The organism is Janthinobacterium agaricidamnosum (genome assembly GCF_003667705.1).
GTDB lineage: Bacteria > Pseudomonadota > Gammaproteobacteria > Burkholderiales > Burkholderiaceae_D > Janthinobacterium.
Map to the genome: position 1 here is coordinate 2,713,297 of NZ_CP033019.1, position 17,604 is coordinate 2,730,900.

The following is a 17,604-nucleotide window of genomic DNA, read 5'->3' on the forward strand; positions in this document are numbered from 1 at the left end:
CGGTGCGGGCCATGAAATCACCTATGAACGAAATTTAGTAACGTATTACATGATACGTAATATCGCATAATATTACGATATAAATTTTCATCGTTTTTGAAAAATATAAGGCACGATAAGATCGCTTATCGCATGTTATGGGGGTGTCTGGCATGCTATTCTGTGACCCTCTCAGTACAAAACCGCGATTTCGCCGCCGCCATGCCCGATTTGCCCCTGACTAAACGCCGCCTTGCCGTGCCGAAAAACGCCGCCTTGGCTCCTGTGCCGTTACGCGGCGCCCTGGTCGATGCCGAGCTGGCCGCGCGCCACCAGGCCTTTTTAGCCGCCGCCACGTCCGACAACACGCGCCGCACCTACCGTTCCGCCATCCGCCACTTCCAGGCCTGGGGCGGGACGCTGCCCGCCGACGAGTCCACCGTCATCCGCTACCTGATGGCCTATGCGGACAGCCTGAACGCGCGCACCCTGGCCCTGCGCCTGACGGCGCTGTCGCAATGGCATGTGTACCAGGGCTTTGCCGACCCCGCGTCCACGCCCACCGTGCGCAAGACCCTGGCCGGCATCGCGCGCCTGCATGGCAAGCCGAAAAAGAAGGCGAGGGCGCTGCCGCTGGAAGATCTGGAACTGATCGTCGCCAGGCTGGCCGCCCTGGGTACCAACAAGGCCTTGCGCGACAGCGCCTTGCTGCAGCTGGGCTTTTTTGGCGCTTTCCGCCGCAGCGAACTGGTGGGATTGAGGCTGGAAGACATCCGCTGGGAGCCGCAAGGCCTGGTGATCACCTTGCCCCGTTCGAAAACGGATCAACTGGGGGAAGGCATCGTCAAGGCGATCCCGTTCGGCGACGGCATCTGCTGCCCGGCCACGGCCCTGCGCGCCTGGCTGGGCGTGGCGGGCATCGCCGCCGGGCCGCTCTTGCGCACCGTCAACCAGTGGGGCCATGTGGGAGGAAAAGGATTGCACGCGAGCAGCATCAACACGATATTGGAAGGCTGCGCCCGGCTGGCCGGGCTCGATTACGTGCCGGAACTATCGAGCCACAGCCTGCGCCGCGGCATGGCCACCAGCGCCCACCGGGCCGGCGCCGATTTCCAGGCCATCAAGCGCCAGGGCGGCTGGCGCCACGACGGCACCGTGCATGGCTATATAGAAGAGGCGGGCCGCTTCGAGGAAAATGCGGCGGGGAGTTTGTTGAAGGGGAAGAAGAAGGCGGCGGGATGAGGCGAGCGACAACACCTCGCGGCAGGCCTTCAGCGGATGGCATGAATACGTATAGAGGCTCCCTTTGAAGTAGTCGGTTGCCCGCTTCACATGCTGTTAATCACACTCAAAGAACTATATCCAGTCAACGACATTGCTGGCCTTCAATCGCAGCCAGAGACTTGAGCACCCAGCAGCTGTAGCTGGCCGGCGCAAGACTCAACTGGTGAGCGCATACGTCTTGTCCGCGATCTTCTTGAATATCTTCCGCGCGCACAAGCTGGTGATGACGCGCCCAACAATATCGTCGATAGACGTACCGAAATCCTGAGGCACGATGCATTCCTCGATCCAGCCAGCAATACTCTGCCGTGTGATCTCGCTGCCCTCACGTCGACCATTGAATATCACGAGGATCGAACCTAGGAGTAGTTCAAGCTCACGCCCATTGTTTTCAACGCTCGCGCGAGGGTCGAACAACTGGTTCGTGCCAGCAATCTTTGCTGCGACATTCCGAATTGAGGTCAAAGGGGCGGAAAGGGTAACCTCCTTGCCCTCGAGTAGGTCGTAAGCCTGACGGATGGCATCCGCGTTCAACGCTACCGAGGAACAGGGAATACAGGATTGGAGGAACGGATGTGGTGTCATACGCGCGCATGCGTTGCAGTACTTGGGCCTGACTGCATATGCCAAGCGATTCTGCGCCTGCTCAATACTATAGAAACGCGTGTTCGTCAGAATTTTGAGCAAAATGCCCCAAAGTTGTGCTTCTGAGTTTGGCCAGCTCTGCGTATCCGTCAACCATCCTCGCCAAGCTTCTGAAAACGAAAAAGTACATCCCGCAACATCATAGGACTGACTCTTGCCGGCATATTTCTTAATGATGTTCGCGATATAGACGGGCTCGCGCTCGTTGAAATCTTTTTCGATGAGTTTGGGCCGGCAATGCTCAAGCTCGTCCTTCAAATAATCGAGCCGGATATGCGCAGGATCGGTAAAACACTGGGCTTGGTGCCACAGGACAATAGCACGTGTCGTGCATCGACCAAGTGCACAGGCGAGGGTGTTTCCATCCATGTCGACATCGCCGAGGATAATCACGATGGGAGCCTCCATGCCACGGAAGGCTGCAATTGTCGTGACTTCGACGCCGGGGATTATGAAGTCGACACTGAATTGTGATAAGACGACGATATCTTGCGCCTTCGCCCCCGCGCTTTTCAGGTTCTTAATTTGGTTTTTGAGGCTTACTTCGACGTTTTTGACGAAATACTGGTTGAGCGCCATATTCCTGTCGGTGCGCTGATTGATGATTTCATGATTCACCGGCAATATTTCCAGGATTTTTTCGGTTACCGACCAGGGATTCCGGTACACGGCATGCAAATAATAAGCCTCGACGCCATACGTCGCTTCCAAGTAGCTGTAGTCTACGCCTTTTTCCATAGGCGAAAATACTTGGTAGCGATCCGCAAAGATATATTTCTTTGCATGTTGAAAGTGACGCACGAGCGCAGCGTGGTCGGTTTCGCTCAACCCTTGAGCCTCATCAACGATCAAACAGTCATAAATTGTATCGACGCTCGACATCAAGTATTTGTGATAGTCGTCAAATGCGTGCCGTTCCGTCAGGTCATCCCGGGAATACTTATCGCAATAAGCATGAAATGTCGATACCATGATTCTGTCACCATTCGGCGCGGTGTTAACTTGTTCTGCAATATGGGAAGCGATTTTCTTATTCTTGAACAGGAAAGCAACACGCTTTCCAGCAGCCGCATATGCCGTCGCGACGGCATATGCGATGACGGTCTTACCTGTCCCTGCAAAGCCGGCGGTTATCCAGGAATTGTTCTTTAGGCATCTCTTTACGATATGATGCTGATTCTGATCGAGTTTTAGCCAGACTTCGTTGTCGAAGGAAATCTTGCGGGCTAATTCGTTATCGATGATTTCCTTCGGCCAAACGGTAGCGATGAATCGCTCTATCACATCTGCAAAATCCTGTTTGGCAGGAGACAATGCCGTGCGCCAAAATTCAAATAATTCGAGAATACGTTCCTGGATGCGTTGCTCGTGCTTGGGCAGAAGAATGATGCCTTCCTGTAGTTGGGTCTCACCGATAGGGAAATATGCTGAAGCGAAATCCGGAGTGTCGAGCTGACTGTTGCAGATATAAACTGCATAACCGACCGGGCAGGAAATCTGCTTTTGTTCAAGTAAATCAATGGTTGTGAACGCATTTTTCTTGACCTGATCCAGCGGATCAATGATGTGACGATCCTTCGCATGTACGAAACGGGCTCCGAGTGGGTGGTAATCGCCGGTCTTGACCTCGATGCAGAGTATCCCGTACTTGGGATGCGTAATAACGAAATCTGTTTCCCCTGTTAAGTTTTTTTTATTGTTCCGGAAAAGGTTTATATAGCGGTGCTTTGTTTGTGAGAAAATGCGATTTACACTCGGCCTCAGCCAGGGGCAGGAATGGACGACAGTAAATTCGTCGTCTAGCGCAGCCAGCGTATTGAACAGCTTGTATTCACCTTCGCTCTTGAAACATGCATCTTTCAGTTCAGGTAAGAAAACTGCCATATTCATTCGACTTTACAAAGGTAGATGGACGTATGCGGTGCTAGCGATATATGTCTCAGTGTATGGTGTTGTTACTCCCATGACAAGGAAGAACCAAACCAGTGGCTGCGTGAGCCGTTCGAAGGCAAGGGCTTGATGAAGTGTATGCGCTCCCGGGTCGGGTCTCCAAAGTGCTCCACTGCGCGTATCCGATACCCTTTGCGGACCAGCAAGCGCAGCATGGCCGGGTAGCGGTTCATCGATTTCACGGTGACGGCCGCAAAGCCTTGTGCACCGGCCCCGGCTTCCTGGCGTTCCAGCGGGCGCTGCGTCAGGCCTGTCTTGCGGTGCGCGGGCAGCACACCGCCCAGTCAGCTATACAAGGAGCCATCGTCGGTGCCATAGCCCAGCTTGCGGCCCATGGGCTGGCCGCCCGCTTCCGCGATCAGCGCCAGCGCGCTGGCGGACAGCCGGCCCTGCAACTGCGCCAGGTACCGGGCCATATCACGCGGCCGCTTGCTCCCGCGGCCGGATGATCATGCAGGTGGCCGTCGCGTGCGCGTAGACTTTGCCGGCTTCGTCGCGGATCGTGCCTTCGGAAATGACCAGGTTGCGGCCTGCATTGATGACCTTTCCTTCCGCAAAGACCGTCACGTTGAAGGGCAGGGGGCGGCACATCTTGATGTTCAGGTCCGTCGTGCCGTAGCTTTCGCCGGCCGGCAAGACCGTGTGCGTGGCGCAGCCCGTGACCGTGTCGAGCACGGTGGCGGCGAAACCGCCGTGCACGCCGCCCATGGGATTCGTGTGGTTTTCATTCGCCGTGGCCGTGAAGATCACGCGGCCGTGCTCGATCGTGTGCGCATCCATGGGCATGGTCTTGGAAATGCCGGGCCGGGGGAACAGGCCTTGCGCGAATGCTTGCATCAGTTGCAAGCCGTTCATGTCGTTGGGGTGCATGGGTAACTCCTGTGGTGGTGATGGGGGGATGAATCAGACGTCCTGCGCAAAACGCAGGCGCGAGGCGTGCAGCAGGAAGCGGGCGACGACGGCCAGCTCTTCCTCGCTGAAACCGGCTTTCAGTTGTTCGTTCAGGCTGTCGAGCAGGGGCAGGGCATGGGCCAGTACCTCGCCGCCCTTGGCCGACATGTGCAGGGTGCCGGCACGTGCGTCGAGCGCCGACTGGCCGCGCACGATCAGGCCGTTTTCTTCCATGCGCGCCACCAGGCCCGTTACGGCCGAGTTTTTCAGCTGCAATGCCCGCCCCAGATCCTTCAATTGGCAGCCTTCTTCGCCCTTCAGGGCAAACAGGGCGACCACTTGCGTGCCGGAAAAGCCCAGCTCACTGGTGAAAACGGCATCAGCCGAGCGGAACAGGTTCTGGCGCGCCAGGTTGAGCAGATTGAACAGGCGCGGCGAACGCTCGCCCAGCGGGCAGGCGGCGGCATCGGGAAGGTCTGGCTGGAGGGAGGTATTGGTACGCATGCGAAGTATACTACTACGTATGCGTAATAAATCAAGCGACTATTTTCAGTCGCGCTGGTGGCGCCCCACGTAGCGGGCGCGGGGCCGTATCAGTGCCGCGCTGGCGGCTTGCTCGGCGGCATGCGCGATCCAGCCGGCCGAGCGGGCCAGCGCAAATACGCTCATGCCCGCGCCTTCGGACCAGCCGAACGCCAGTTCCATGGCGGCCAGCGCCAGGTCGGCATTCGGGCGGGCATTGAGCCGTTTGCTCGCCGTGGCGCAGACGGACAGAATGGCGGCCAGATGGGGGTACCCGGGCGACAGCGCCGACAAGCTTCCCAGCAGATACGCGGCACGCGGGTCGCCGTCTGGATACAGCGGATGGCCAAAGCCGGCAAATTCCGGTGCGATGGTCTTGTAATACTGGCCGATGGCGGCCCTGGCGTCCGGTGCGGCCAGCGCCTGCGTCAACATGCGCCTGGCCGCCGCGCTGCCGCCGCCGTGCTTGTCTCCGGACAAGGCACCCAACCCGGCCATCAGCGCGGCGGGCAGGCTGGCGCCCGTCGAAGCGACGCAGCGTACGGCAAAGGTCGAGGCATTCAATTCGTGGTCGGCCAGCAGCACGAGGGCCGCGCGCAGCAATTCCGTTTGCTGCGCATCGGCATGCCACGCCCAGGCCAGCTGCAGGTGCAGCGGCAGGGCGGACGGCGGCGTCCGGAGCAGGGCGGCGGCCAAGATGCGCATCTGGGCGGGACCGGATGACAGCATGCTTGCAGGCAGATTCGCGGACGTGGACGCCAGCATGGCCAGGGCGAGCATGGCGCGCGCCAGCGGCGGCGCGTCCGGCGCGCTGGCCAGTCCTGGCGGCAGGGCCGGCGCGTCCTGCTGAAAATAGTCGCTCGCGTTATCGTCCCACAGCAGGCCGGCAGTCGCTTCCAGCGTCGCGGACTCGGCCAATGCCGTCGCATCGCAGCCCCGGTACAGCAATCGTCCATCGAGAATGTGGGAAATCCGTGTCTCCAGCACGGGCAGGCCCCAGTGCATGGCGGCCACGGCCGTCTGGCCGCCGCGCTTGGCGTCGTTCTTGCGGGCCGCCAGGCGCAGCACGTCTTCCTGCGGATAGCGCTTGCGGCGCGATGCACCGTTGCTGACGGAGGCCAGCAAGCCCCGGCTCACATAGGAATACAGGGTGGGCAGGCTGACGTTCAAGAGGCGCGCGGCCTCGGCAGCAGACAGATCGTTGTTCATGGCGGCCATTGTAGCGGCTGTCGCTTTACATTGATTGATGGAATCAAGATTGACGGGCCGGGCGGCACGTCACTAGACTCATGCCTTTCCAGGAGTCTCCATGAGCATATTTACCATTCGCACCCTGCGCCCCGGCGATGCCGCGCCCTTGCTGGCCTTCGAGCAAGCCAACCGGGCCTGGTTCGAGCGCCATATCGACCGGCGCCCCGACGATTTTTACAGCCTCGACGGCATTCATGCCCACGTCGCGCAATTCCTGGACCAGCACGCACAGGGCCGCATGCACCCCTGCATCATCGTCGATGAACAGGGACAATTGATCGGGCGCGCCAACCTCAAGGACATTGACCAACAGCAAGGCGTAGCCGAAGTCGGCTACCGCATCGGGGAATTACAGGCTGGCAAGGGCCTGGCCACGGCCGCGCTGCGCCATCTGATTGATCTGGCGCAAAACGAATGGCAGCTGGCCAGCCTGTGCGCCTACGCCATCGACGGTAATGCGGCGTCGATCCGCGTGCTGGAACGCTGCGGTTTTGTGCAGGGAATGGCCGTGCCCGATATCGCCATCGTGGAAGGCAAGGTTGTGGATGGCCATGGCTATGCGCTGCAGTTGCGGGCGGCTGGGGTAGACTCTGCCAGGTAATAGATAGGCAATGTTGACAAATATGAATCATGATGGCCCAAAACGCGCTGGACGCATTGCCATCGTCGGCGCGTCGCTCGCCTACCACCGGGCCAGCAAGGGCCACAAGTCACCGTGGTCGAGGCAGGCGGCATCGCGTCCGGCGTGACGGGGACCTGATTTGCCTGGCTAGCACCACAGTTGCGGCAAACGCCGGAACAGGCTGTCCACGAGCCGGAGCAGGGCGTCGTCGACGCCGTTGCCGCAACCCACGCCTTGCTGGCAGCGGCCGGGGCGCTCGACGCCACGGTCCGCACGCATACCGTTAATGCGACAGCACCGAATCGCGCGACCTGTGCCCGAGGTAAGGCAGCAAGCTGATTAGTCCAAGCACTGCCAGCGCGACGCCGACCCACAGTGGGGAGCGCAAGCCGTAGCCGGCGGCAATGCCGAGGCCTCCGAGCCATGAGCCGGCGCCCAGGCCGATGTTGATGACGGAGGTATGGACGGTGTTGACCAGGGGCCCGGGATGGGCGGTTTTCATCACGCGGGCGATGATGGCGGGATTCATCGACATGCCCACGAGGCCTGTGACGACCAGCAAGGCGACGCTGATGGCCTTGTCGTGCGCAAAGACCGCGAACAGTGCCAGACTGATGCTCAGGATGACCATGCCCCAGACCATGATGGGCGTGGTGTAGCGGTCCGCATAACGGCCGACCACGCCATTGCCTACCACGTTCGCGATGCCATAGACGCCCAGCAGCCAGGGGATCGAAGACGCTGGAAAGCCGGTAATTTCCGTCAGGATGGCCGCGAAGTAGCTGAACGCCGCGAAAATCGCACCGATGATGAGGCCGCTGCTGGCATACGCTGCCCACAGATGGCGGTTGCGAAACTCCCCCAGTTCCTTGCCGAGGCTGACGATTTCGGACGGCTTGGCGCGCGGCACCAGCACGGTGATCAGTGCCAGGCACAAGAGCGCCAACAGTACCACCAGCCAGAAGCTGGCGCGCCACCCCAGGTGCTGGTCGATGAGCGTGGCGACCGGCACGCCGACCACCGAAGCGAGCATGAGGCCGCCGATCACGACGGCGGCGGCGCGTCCGCGCGCGTTGGGGTTGACGATGTCGGCACAAATGGCCAGGGACAAGCCAAAGCAGGTGGAGGCCGCCACGCCCGTTACCACGCGTGCAATGGCCAGCATGTCATAGCTGGTGGCCGACGCGGCGACGGATTGGGCAAGGATATAAAAGCCCAGCAGCCACAGCAGTCCCTTCTTGTTCGGCACGCGCAGTTTGAGCAAGGCAATGGTGCTCAGCGGCCCGCCGATGACCATGCCCATGGCATAGAGCGAGATCAGGTAGCCGATCCGTGTCACCGGTTCGTCCATGGCCAGGGCCAGCGACGGCATCATGCCCGCCACCATGAATTCGGATGTCGTTAACGAAAAGATCGTCAACCCCAGAATGTAAACAACCAGCGGCATAGCAATATCCTTCGAGATTAATAACTAAAACACTCGCCAGGCGCGCGCGCGCCCGGGCCGTATGGGGCTCGGGCGCGCGCCACATCCTGGTCAGGTGTTGCAAGACGTAAAGACGCTATCCGGAATGTCGCCGACTAGCAGGTTGGGGAAGTCGCGTACCGAAAGGTGCTGCGGATCATTGCCGGTGACCATGCGCAGCAGGCGGTTGCCGCCGGCCTCCAGGTAAAAGACCGATGGCGGCTTGCCCGCACGCTCGACTACCCAGGCGTCCGCCTCCTGGCCCAGCACGGTGTGGCGGCCGTCGTGACGCGCACCGCCGTCCAGCAGCACGGCTTGCGGCAGGAACAAGTCATGGAATGGCGTGACCTCGTCGGCCAGCGCCGTGCCCTGCAGCTGCTCGCCAGTTGCCTGCGCCTGCCTCGCGTAGGCCACTTTCTGCTTGCGGCTTTGTTCGCGCCTGGCATCGCCGATTTCCGACATCCACAGCAGGTGCCCATGTTCCTTTTCCGACCAGGGATTGAACAGGCCATCGATGCGGCAGATGTTGCGCGCATAGTCGAACCAGCAATAGCCGGACGTGACCTGATCGTCCTCCTGCATCGGTGTCCAGTAGGAGATATAGGCGCTGCTCCATTGCAGCGGCAGCAGCGGCGGGGCGAGGTGTGTCGGCATGGCGGCTCCCTAGCGGCCCAGCGCGTAGCCGAGGCTGGCCATCAGCGCTTCCTGCAGCGACGGCAAGTCCTTGCGTCGCGCGTCGAAGCTGGCGGTCAGCTCTTCATTGCTCAGTCCGATACGCTCGCCCACGCTTTCAAACCACAGGCGGCTGCTGTTGGCGTGGTCCTTGAACAATTGCATCAGGGGCACGGCGCGCGCGTTGAAGCTGTCCAGGGCGGCCGCCGCGCCGGCTTCGGTATGGAGGATCTTGACCAGCAGCAGGGCTGCCACCACCGCCATGGTGGTGCCATGGCCGATGGAAAAATGCCCCGATTGCAGCGCATCGCCGAGCAGCACGAACTTGCCGTCGCAGGCCCGGTCGCGGCTGAGAGTCATGAAGTTGCGCCAGCCCTGGCCCGGTTGGCTCTGCAACCCGTGCTCGCCGAGTTCGGCCTTGAAGGTTTGGGCGATATACGCGGCGGCGTCGCGTTCGGACAGCGCCTCCAGCCCCGCCTTGGCGTACGTTTCTTCGCTGCATTCGACGATAAAGGTGCTCATCGTGTCCGAGTATTTATAGGCATGGCCGATGAAAATCCCTTGGTCATTGCTGCGGAACACCAGGTTCATCTGGTCAAACAGCTGGGTGGTGCCGTACCAGATGTATTTGTTGCGGCCGAAATCGATGTGCGGCGCCAGCGCGGGCGGCAAGTCCAGCGATTTGTAGTTGACGCCATTCGACACCACCACCAGGTCGTACTCGGCTTCCAGCTGCGCCTTGTCCGCCGGCGGCGTTTCATAGCGGATGGCGATGCCGGCCGCCACGCACTTGGCGCGCAAGGCCTGCACCAGGGCCTGGCGTCCCACGCCGCACAGGGTCACACCGGTGCTCATCAGGTTGGGCTGGTCGTGATGCACGAGCTTGAATTCTTCCAGGAACTGCGGATTGAGCCGTTCCGGCTGCTCCAGGTAGGAGAGCGGATTGGCAGGATGGCGCGGCGGCCGGCCCGGCAGCACCACGCCCCAGCCCAGCACTTCTTCCGGGGTATTTTTTTCCGTAATGCTGATATCCCAGCCCGGTTGGGCTTGTTTCATCTGACTGGCAAAGATCAGTCCTGCGGGTCCTGCGCCGATAACGAGAATGTTCATTAATTTACCCTTCCAAGTTTGTACCAAACGTTTTGTTTCTTCTGGATTTGCTGCAGTTCATCGTAGGGAACCGATGTGAAGTACAGTTTCTCCGCCATGTCTGGCGGATAAACACGGGGGAATTTCTTGTGCATGTAGCGCGTGTAGCGCGTCTGCAGGAAGAAAATCAGATTCGGATTGCTCAGCGCTTCATAGTTGGCGATCGCCATGTCCTGCATGGCGTCGGCCTGCACCTTGCGCTGCTGCGTGAATTCGGACAGGGCGGGGCCCAGGGCATTGCCATGCTTTTCCAGCAGGGAAACGAAGACGTGGACGTCTTCCAGCGCCATGTTCATGCCCTGCCCGAGGAAGGGGGCGGTGGCATGCGCCGCATCGCCGATCAGCAGAATATTGGCCTTGTAGTGGAAGGTGCTGGAGCGGACATTGATGAGGTCGTTACTGGGCAGCGTCATGAACTGGTCCAGCATCTCCTTGCGATGCTCCGGCGGCAGGCTGCCGAAGTAGCGGCTGAAGAAGTCGGCCATGGCTTCGCGGTTCAGCGTGCCCAGGCTCGGTGTGCCGGTGTAGGGCAGGCACAGGGCAAAGCTGATGCTGCCGTCCGGAATGGTGGCCGCGCGGCCGGCAAACAGCCCCTTGGAATCCATGCCGAAGAAGTACAGCAAATCCTTCCTGAATCCCAAGTCCGCCGCGTTCGGCAACACCAAGGTTTTGTAGCCATGGCGGAAGTAACTCTGCCTGAACTCAAAGCGGCGCACGCCGCTTTGCATGGCACGCCGTACTGCGGAGTGGGCGCCGTCTGCGCCAATGATCAGGTCGCCATCCAGCTGCCGTACGGCGCCGTCCGGGGCCTGGATCAGTACGCTCTTTCTTTCCAGGTCGACATCCAGGCATTTATGCTCAAAGTAATACTTCACCTCGTGCTTGACGGCATGCCGGTTCAGCAGGCGCTGGAAGGCCGTGCGGTCCAGCGACAGGGGAAACAGGCCTTCGAGCGGGGTCAGCTCGCGTATCCGGTGCCGGCCGCCCACGCTGAACGCCATGCCGACGATGGGCTCGCCGCACTGGTCGAGCTCCTGTTTATTGATGCCGGCTCCCAGGACGGCCTTGATGCCGCGCACGGTCATGCTCACGCCGATGGCGCGCGAGTTGACCGGGTCGGCGTTTGCGGCATTCTCCAGCAGCGGATCGCCGCGTTTTTCGACAACGTGGACATCGTGTCCCCGTTGCGCCAGATAAATGGCGCTGAGGCTACCTGCCAGGCCTCCGCCGACGATAATGATTTTATGCATTTCAGGCCTCTCTTGACATCTTTCCCCGAGATAAATCGGTAAGTTGCTGATTGAAAAACTCCAACATTTCTATCGGCGCCATGCCGATGACATCGCTCTCAAGGCTGCGCGCGTACTGCGCCAGCGCCAGGCATTTCTGCGCCAGCATGTCGCAGCCCAGGCTGTAGTCGCTGCTGACCCGGCTGCCGACCGGCTCGGGTACGGGCGGTCCCGCGTGGCGGCCGGGCAAGCCGGACGGCATGTTCATCAGGGCCGCCGACAGGGGACGCAACAGGCCGGTCATGATGTCGATCGAGGCGTTCATCAGGCGCGAGCGGCGCAGGCTGCCCAGCGGCTGCTGCGCGAAATGGTGCGCCATCAGCAGGAAGGTCAGTTCGTAGCACCCCTGATACAGCCGCATCAGCGCGCGCGCCTTCGGGTCGGTCACCACGCTGCAGTCCGCGCGCGCTTCCAGCACGGGATTCTTCAGCGCCGGCAGGGCCGGCTCGAACGGCTTGTCGCAGGCGGAAAACCTGCCGGCGACGGCACGCAGGCGGTGGAAATGTGACGAGGCGAAATGCGGCGAATCGACAGCCACACCTTCTCCCTGCTCGGTGACGAAGTCGATGGCGAACAGCGCGCTGTCGCGGTCGGACACCTCCAGCTGGTAGCCGGGATAGGCGTGGTTGGTCAGCTCTTTCAGGAACAGGTGGTGTTCGCCGCCGCGCTTGCCGCCGCCGCTCTCGAACAGGCCGGGCAGCTCGGCCACGGCCTGGCGGATCGCCGTATAGAAGGTCGCGATGGATTTGCCCGGCGTGGGAATATAGTCGGGCCATTCGAAACGCACGAAGCGGGCCAGCACGTGTTCGGAAAATGGCTCGAAGGCGAATTCCGTGTCCAGGCCGAAACGCTGGCGCGCCTGCTGGCCCAGCACCGGGGTGCCGCTATAAAACGGTTCGCCCAGCGCCATCAACACATTGTTGACTAATAAGTAGTGAATCATTTCTTCATGGGCGATTTCCAGCAGCGCGCCGCGCGTCCCGCTGTTGCGGCGCCGGTCTTCGCCGCCGCAGGCCAGTTCCAGCTCGGCCGGCAGCCAGCGGCCGGCCCGCACCAGCGCCGCCCCCTGCGCGTAATTGGGAATCGAATACGCGGCATACAGGTATTGCAGCATCAGCGACAATTCCAGGTCGATGGCCTTCTTCAGCTCGTCGATCAGCTCCGCCTTGCCGCCGATGACATGCTGTGCCGCCGGTTGCGGCAGCGCCGCCTTGGCCTTTGCCTCGACCTGCGTCAGGTATTTCAGGAACAGGCGCGACTTCGGCAGCGACAGTTCGCGGGTGCTGGGCATGTAATAGCTCTTGTCGCGGTTCTGCGGGTCGCACATCTGCCACATCAGGCGCGAATACGTTTCGCACTTGCACTGGTCCGCCAGGCTGAAGACCTTGTCCGACATGAAGGGGTACACGAGCTCGTAGTAGCTCATCACATGCCGGTAGAGGAAGGCGTAGTCGACCTGTTCGGCCGGTACATCGTCGAGGTCCCAGTCGTCGGGCAGCACGCGCACGCCGAGGTACTGTTTGTCGTTGCCGGTCCCCAGCACGATCCTGGTCGCGCCCGGCTGGCGGCCCGTCAGGGTCAGCGCCGTGTAGCCATGCCCGAGCGGCGACGGCTGCTGCTCCACGGCCAGCAGCGCACCGTCCTCGGCCTGCGCTGACAGGGTAGCAAGTGCCGCCAGTTCGCCGCGGAAGCGGCTTTGTACGGTGATCGTCTGCGGAAATTGCTCGTGCTTTTTCCGGTTCGGCGCTTCCAGGTACAGCTGGTTGCTGTCCGATTGCAGCACCCAGTCGGCTTCTTCCCACTGCGCCTGCGCGCTGCCCAGGCTGAGCGAACCCGAGGCGGCGGCATGTTGCAGCGGCACATCGAAGACGCCGTGATGGCGCCAATAGTCGCGGTACAGCTGCTCGGGAATCCGGGCCAGCAAGGTGCCGGCGCCGTCATGCAGCAACAGCTCGCCCAGCGCCTGCTTGCCGCCCAAGGCATGCGTCGGATGCTGTTCCGAGACGGCGCCCGTGCCGCGCGTGGTGAACGGAATGGCGGTCGGCATGTTGAACGAGACGCGGTCCGCATGTACTTTTACCAGCACCGGCCCCAGGCTGCCCTGGCGCGGCTGCAGCAGGCGGCCGGCCGGATAGGTGGCCAGCTCGTCGCGCCGCCACAGGCCGATGCTGCCGGCCAGGTCGTAGAACACGGGCGAGTCGGGTTTTTGCGGCGTGGACATATTGAACAGGCAATACTGCACCGTCAGTCCCAGCACCTCGTCGTCGGCCAGGGCTTGCTGCAAGGCATGCATGCTGGCCGGCAGCGGCAGGTCCGCATTGAACAGGAAATGCGGGTCCCCCTTTGCCACGGAAAACTGGAACAGCCTGGAGCGGCCGAATTCATCATCCAGGAAATGCCCGCTGCGTTCCGTGATATGGCCGCTGCCGAGCCAGCGCACCGAATGCGCCTGCGCGATGTCGGCGGTGAACAAGGTGGGCGTGTTTGGCGTGGCCAGTTTGTCGCTCAAGGTGAACTGGCCGGCGTAGATCAGCGTGGTGTCCGGCTGCGCCGGGTTGTTGTCGATCCACCTGGCGCGGTTGAACGTCGTACGCAGATACTCGTTGTAGTGGCCCCACAGCGCCAGCCTGGCGCCCACCAGCGCGTCTTGCGTATCGACCTCGCCATCGCGCAGCTGGACGCCCGTGATCCTCGCGTTCTCCCACGAGAAATGATTGTTGCCACAAAAATTATAGCCTGCCGCCTGGCTGAAGATGCCGTCCGGATCGGGCTTGCCCTCCGCATTGAAACGGGGGGCAAGCTGTTTCAGGTGCGCATGGAATTCGGCCGGCGGCCGGCTCAGGTCGACAGCTTCGCCCGCCATCGATACCGCATTCGTGGCGATATCGATGTTGCCATGCGTATTGCGATTCCCGGTCGGCACATTGGCGCGGGCAAAACCCCGAAAATGCAGGCGGGGGAAGTCAAGTAGGCTCATGCGCGCTCGGTCGAGGTAGTGATGAAGGTATCGTTGGCGGCGGCGACGTCTTCCAGCTGATCTAGCCGTTGCAGCAACAGGCCGCAGGCTTGCTGGGCACTGATCAGGCTGCCTTCCATCCAGCCGCAATGCGCGGTATACGCATCCGAACAGGAAATGATGCCGTCCCGGTGCAGCAGGACGGCCGGGTGCTCGGCTTCCGGCTCCACGCAAAACTCGACGCCATGGGGCCAGAACTTGTGAAAGTGCGCCTTGATCTGTGGCAGCGGCTGACCGTCGAGCGGCAGCACTTCTTCCAGGTGGCTGCGGACACGCTCCAGGTACACGTCTTCACCGAGCTCGAGGCTGTCCCGCCAGTAGGCGGCGCTTTTGCTGTCGGTATAGAACAGCACATATTTGTCGCTCTTGAAGTAGATCTTGCGCAGGGGATTTGCCGCCATCAGCACCTTGTCGGTCAGCCCGAGCGCGTCCCACCAGGCCGTGTCGAACGTCAGGAAGCCCTTGAACAGGGGCAGCGAGTCGTACTGGAATGGACTCCAGGCGTGCGGGAAATCCAGGTTCAGGCGCGGCATGGCGGACGGCGGGATGGCCATCACCAGATGGCGTGTGCGGTGCATCTGCGTGTCGCCATGGTGGCTGAAGGCGAGCACATGCTCGGCGCCGGATTTTTCAACGGACAGCAGACGATGTTCGAGCCGGAATTCCACCCCGGCGGCCTGGGCCTGGTGCTGCAACTGGCACAGCAACGCGTGGTAGCCGTCGGTCGCATAGTGCCACTGGTTGGCGGCGTTTTCCGTAAAGTGCTGCGTTTCCGGGTGTTTCTTGATGATGTCGTAGGCCATGACCGCCGACACCATCGGCAGCAGCAATGCGTCATAGCCGGTCGCCTTGATGATGTGGGTGGCCTTGGCGGCGCCCAGGTAATGGCTGACGAACGCGAGGAAGGAGTCATTCGGATGCTCTTTCAGCATCGGGCTCAGGTCATCCAGTGTTGCCTTCAGCTCTTCCAGCACGCTATCGTGGGAGATGACTTCGGTGAACGGGTAGACCGCATGCGGCAATCCGCTACCCTGCATGAGTTGCTGGAAATGCGGATGCAGCTGCGGCGAGTAGCGGGCGGCGCCCAGTTCGGCGATTTCCTCGCCATCTATTTTCCGCGACTGGATGCGGCCGCCGACGGTGGCATTCAGGTCGAATACGTGGATGCGCAGCTTCCTGCCGGCGGCGCCGTCGATCAGCCGATTGGCGCAAGTCAGGCCGCCTATGCCGGCGCCGATGATGCAAATATCAGAATACGTGCTCATACGAAATTCCTTTTTAACGTTCATTAAAAAAGCTGCAAAATCGTTAGCAAAAGTTTCCCCAGCTCGTGTAGGCAAGAGAGGGGGAACGCTGGGTGTTACCGCACTTGGCGAGCGTTATCGGCTGGGAAATGAAGAGCCTGGCGAGAACTGGCGTTGCGTCTGGTATGGTCGATTCTTGGCAGCAGAGTTTCTGTTTCAAATCAAAGATGGCACCGACAATAGCCCGGGTATCGGGCTGTCAGTTTGATAAATATCAATGTAGTTGTCGTCTGCAAGGCGCGCGCTGATCAAGCGCGAATGTTGCTACGCTCATCGAAAACAGGAGGCACCATGTCCGAATTCATCGACTTATTGCAATGCTCCGCCATGGCCGCTTCGCTGCTGGTGGCGTGGCTGGTGGGTTCGCGCACGGCTGCGCGGCGCCTTGCCGGGTTCTAGATATCGCCATCGTGGAAGGCAAGGTTGTCGATGGCCATGCCTATGCGCTGGAGTTGCTGCGCCCGTGGTAGACTCGGTCCCGTGATAAATAAGCAAAGTTGTCAACTGTGAATCAAAGTGCTCCAGAACGCGTCGTCGTCATCGGCGCCGGCATCGTCGGCGCGTCGCTCGCCTACCACCTGGCCAGCAAGGGCGCACAAGTCACCGTGGTCGAGGCGGGCGCCATCGCGTCCGGCGTGACGGGCACCTCGTTTGCGTGGATTAACACCTCCTGCGCGGGGATTGATCCCATCGCGGCCCTGCGCGGCGGCGCCATCGCAGCCTACCGGAAGCTGGAATCGCAGGTGCCGGGCTTGACGATGCGCTGGCACGGAGCCTTGTCGTATGGCACGCAGGATGGGCGTGTGTCGCCCGAATCCATCTTGATTGACCGCTCGCGCATCGCCCAGCTTGAACCTCAGCTGCGGCAGCCGCCGGAACAGGCCGTCCACGAGCCGGATGAGGGTGCGCTCGACGCCATTGCCGCCACGCACGCTTTGCTGGCGGCGGCCCAGGCGCTCGGTGCAACGGTCCGCACGCACACGCCCGTGCTGGGTTTTACCATACGGGACGCACAGGTGACGGGCGTGGAGACGGCCGCGGGCCTCATCGGGGCCGATATTGTCGTGCTGGCGGCGGGTACGGGCACGGCCAGCCTGGCCGCGCAACTGGGAGTTGACTTGCCGATTCACGCCTCGCCCGCCATCTTCCTGCGCTACCAGGCGCCGCCCGGCCTCGTGCGCGGCATCATTTCCAATCATGCAATGGAAGTGCGGCAAGCCGAGGACGGGACCATGCTGGCAGCGGAAGACTATCTGGACGACGCGCCGGAAAACCAGCCCGCCGCCATCGCGCTACGCACGGCCTGCGCGATTAGGGCAGAACTGGCGGGCGCCGATGCCATTGTGCCGGAATTCGCCGGCATCGGCTTGCGCCCCATGCCCGCAGACGGCGTACCCGTCATCGGCTATCTGCCAAATATCAAAGGAGTGTACGTATGCGCCATGCATCCGGGCGTGGTGCTGGCCGCCATCGTGGGCCAGCTGGCCAGCGGGGAGATTGTCACTGGCGAGCCAGCGCCGGCCCTGGAGGCTTGCCGGCCCGCGCGTTTTCTGGCGTGCTGACTT

At 61.4% G+C, this 17,604-nt stretch carries 15 protein-coding genes; 3 read left to right on the forward strand and 12 right to left on the reverse strand.

Annotation, left to right across the window (positions count from 1 at the left end; all coding sequences use genetic code 11):
- Positions 1–162: 162 nt before the first annotated feature.
- A complete protein-coding gene (locus tag D9M09_RS12180; RefSeq protein WP_240453625.1) occupies positions 163–1,221 on the forward strand; it encodes a site-specific integrase in 1,059 nt (352 codons plus the stop codon).
- A 198-nt stretch (positions 1,222–1,419) separates the two neighbouring features.
- Here the strand turns inward: D9M09_RS12180 and D9M09_RS12185 are convergent, their stop codons facing one another.
- From D9M09_RS12185 to D9M09_RS12200, 5 genes are all read right to left on the reverse strand, one after another.
- Positions 1,420–3,792 carry a nuclease-related domain-containing DEAD/DEAH box helicase gene (locus D9M09_RS12185; RefSeq protein ID WP_162995651.1) on the reverse strand — a complete coding sequence of 791 codons (2,373 nt, stop codon included), beginning with the start codon at positions 3,790–3,792 and terminating at the stop codon, positions 1,420–1,422.
- Between the two features lie 350 nt (positions 3,793–4,142).
- The gene (locus tag D9M09_RS29935) at positions 4,143–4,274 is read right to left on the reverse strand and encodes a hypothetical protein (protein ID WP_275528093.1); all 132 of its coding nucleotides are present in this window, start codon (positions 4,272–4,274) and stop codon (positions 4,143–4,145) included.
- Between the two features lies 1 nt (position 4,275).
- A complete protein-coding gene (locus tag D9M09_RS12190) occupies positions 4,276–4,728 on the reverse strand; it encodes a PaaI family thioesterase (protein ID WP_121669401.1) in 453 nt (150 codons plus the stop codon).
- 33 nt (positions 4,729–4,761) lie between these two features.
- Entirely contained in the window at positions 4,762–5,253 is a 492-nt protein-coding gene (locus D9M09_RS12195) for a MarR family winged helix-turn-helix transcriptional regulator (RefSeq protein WP_121669402.1), read from the reverse strand.
- A 45-nt stretch (positions 5,254–5,298) separates the two neighbouring features.
- Complete coding sequence (locus D9M09_RS12200) at positions 5,299–6,480, reverse strand: citrate synthase family protein (RefSeq protein WP_121671062.1); 1,182 nt, start codon at positions 6,478–6,480, stop codon at positions 5,299–5,301.
- 100 nt (positions 6,481–6,580) lie between these two features.
- Here D9M09_RS12200 and D9M09_RS12205 point away from each other — a divergent pair, with 100 nt between their 5' ends.
- Positions 6,581–7,123, forward strand: coding sequence for a GNAT family N-acetyltransferase (locus D9M09_RS12205; RefSeq protein ID WP_121669403.1), 543 nt, complete (start codon positions 6,581–6,583; stop codon positions 7,121–7,123).
- Positions 7,124–7,291: 168 nt separating this feature from the next.
- On the opposite strand, the gene D9M09_RS29940 is transcribed toward D9M09_RS12205, so the two are convergent.
- The 7 genes from D9M09_RS29940 to D9M09_RS12235 form a co-directional block, all read right to left on the reverse strand.
- Positions 7,292–7,423, reverse strand: coding sequence for a hypothetical protein (locus D9M09_RS29940; protein ID WP_276208750.1), 132 nt, complete (start codon positions 7,421–7,423; stop codon positions 7,292–7,294).
- A 4-nt stretch (positions 7,424–7,427) separates the two neighbouring features.
- Positions 7,428–8,591: an MFS transporter gene (locus D9M09_RS12210; RefSeq protein WP_121669404.1), complete on the reverse strand. Its 1,164-nt coding sequence runs from the start codon at positions 8,589–8,591 to the stop codon at positions 7,428–7,430.
- Between the two features lie 90 nt (positions 8,592–8,681).
- Positions 8,682–9,263 carry a violacein biosynthesis enzyme VioE gene (gene vioE, locus D9M09_RS12215; RefSeq protein ID WP_070288371.1) on the reverse strand — a complete coding sequence of 194 codons (582 nt, stop codon included), beginning with the start codon at positions 9,261–9,263 and terminating at the stop codon, positions 8,682–8,684.
- Positions 9,264–9,272: 9 nt separating this feature from the next.
- Positions 9,273–10,391, reverse strand: a complete 1,119-nt coding sequence (locus D9M09_RS12220) for a tryptophan hydroxylase (protein WP_121669405.1) — start codon at positions 10,389–10,391, stop codon at positions 9,273–9,275.
- Positions 10,391–11,680, reverse strand: a complete 1,290-nt coding sequence (locus tag D9M09_RS12225; protein ID WP_121669406.1) for an FAD-dependent oxidoreductase — start codon at positions 11,678–11,680, stop codon at positions 10,391–10,393. The genes D9M09_RS12220 and D9M09_RS12225 overlap by 1 nt, the downstream gene beginning before the upstream one ends.
- 1 nt (position 11,681) lies before the next feature.
- On the reverse strand, positions 11,682–14,696 hold the full coding sequence (gene vioB, locus D9M09_RS12230; RefSeq protein WP_121669407.1) for an iminophenyl-pyruvate dimer synthase VioB: 3,015 nt from the start codon (positions 14,694–14,696) through the stop codon (positions 11,682–11,684).
- Positions 14,693–16,000, reverse strand: coding sequence for an FAD-dependent oxidoreductase (locus tag D9M09_RS12235; RefSeq protein ID WP_121669408.1), 1,308 nt, complete (start codon positions 15,998–16,000; stop codon positions 14,693–14,695). The genes vioB and D9M09_RS12235 overlap by 4 nt, the downstream gene beginning before the upstream one ends.
- Positions 16,001–16,545: 545 nt before the next feature.
- Here D9M09_RS12235 and D9M09_RS12240 point away from each other — a divergent pair.
- Positions 16,546–17,601 (forward strand): NAD(P)/FAD-dependent oxidoreductase, encoded by a 1,056-nt coding sequence (locus tag D9M09_RS12240; RefSeq protein ID WP_121669409.1) that lies wholly within the window; start codon positions 16,546–16,548, stop codon positions 17,599–17,601.
- Positions 17,602–17,604: the final 3 nt, after the last annotated feature.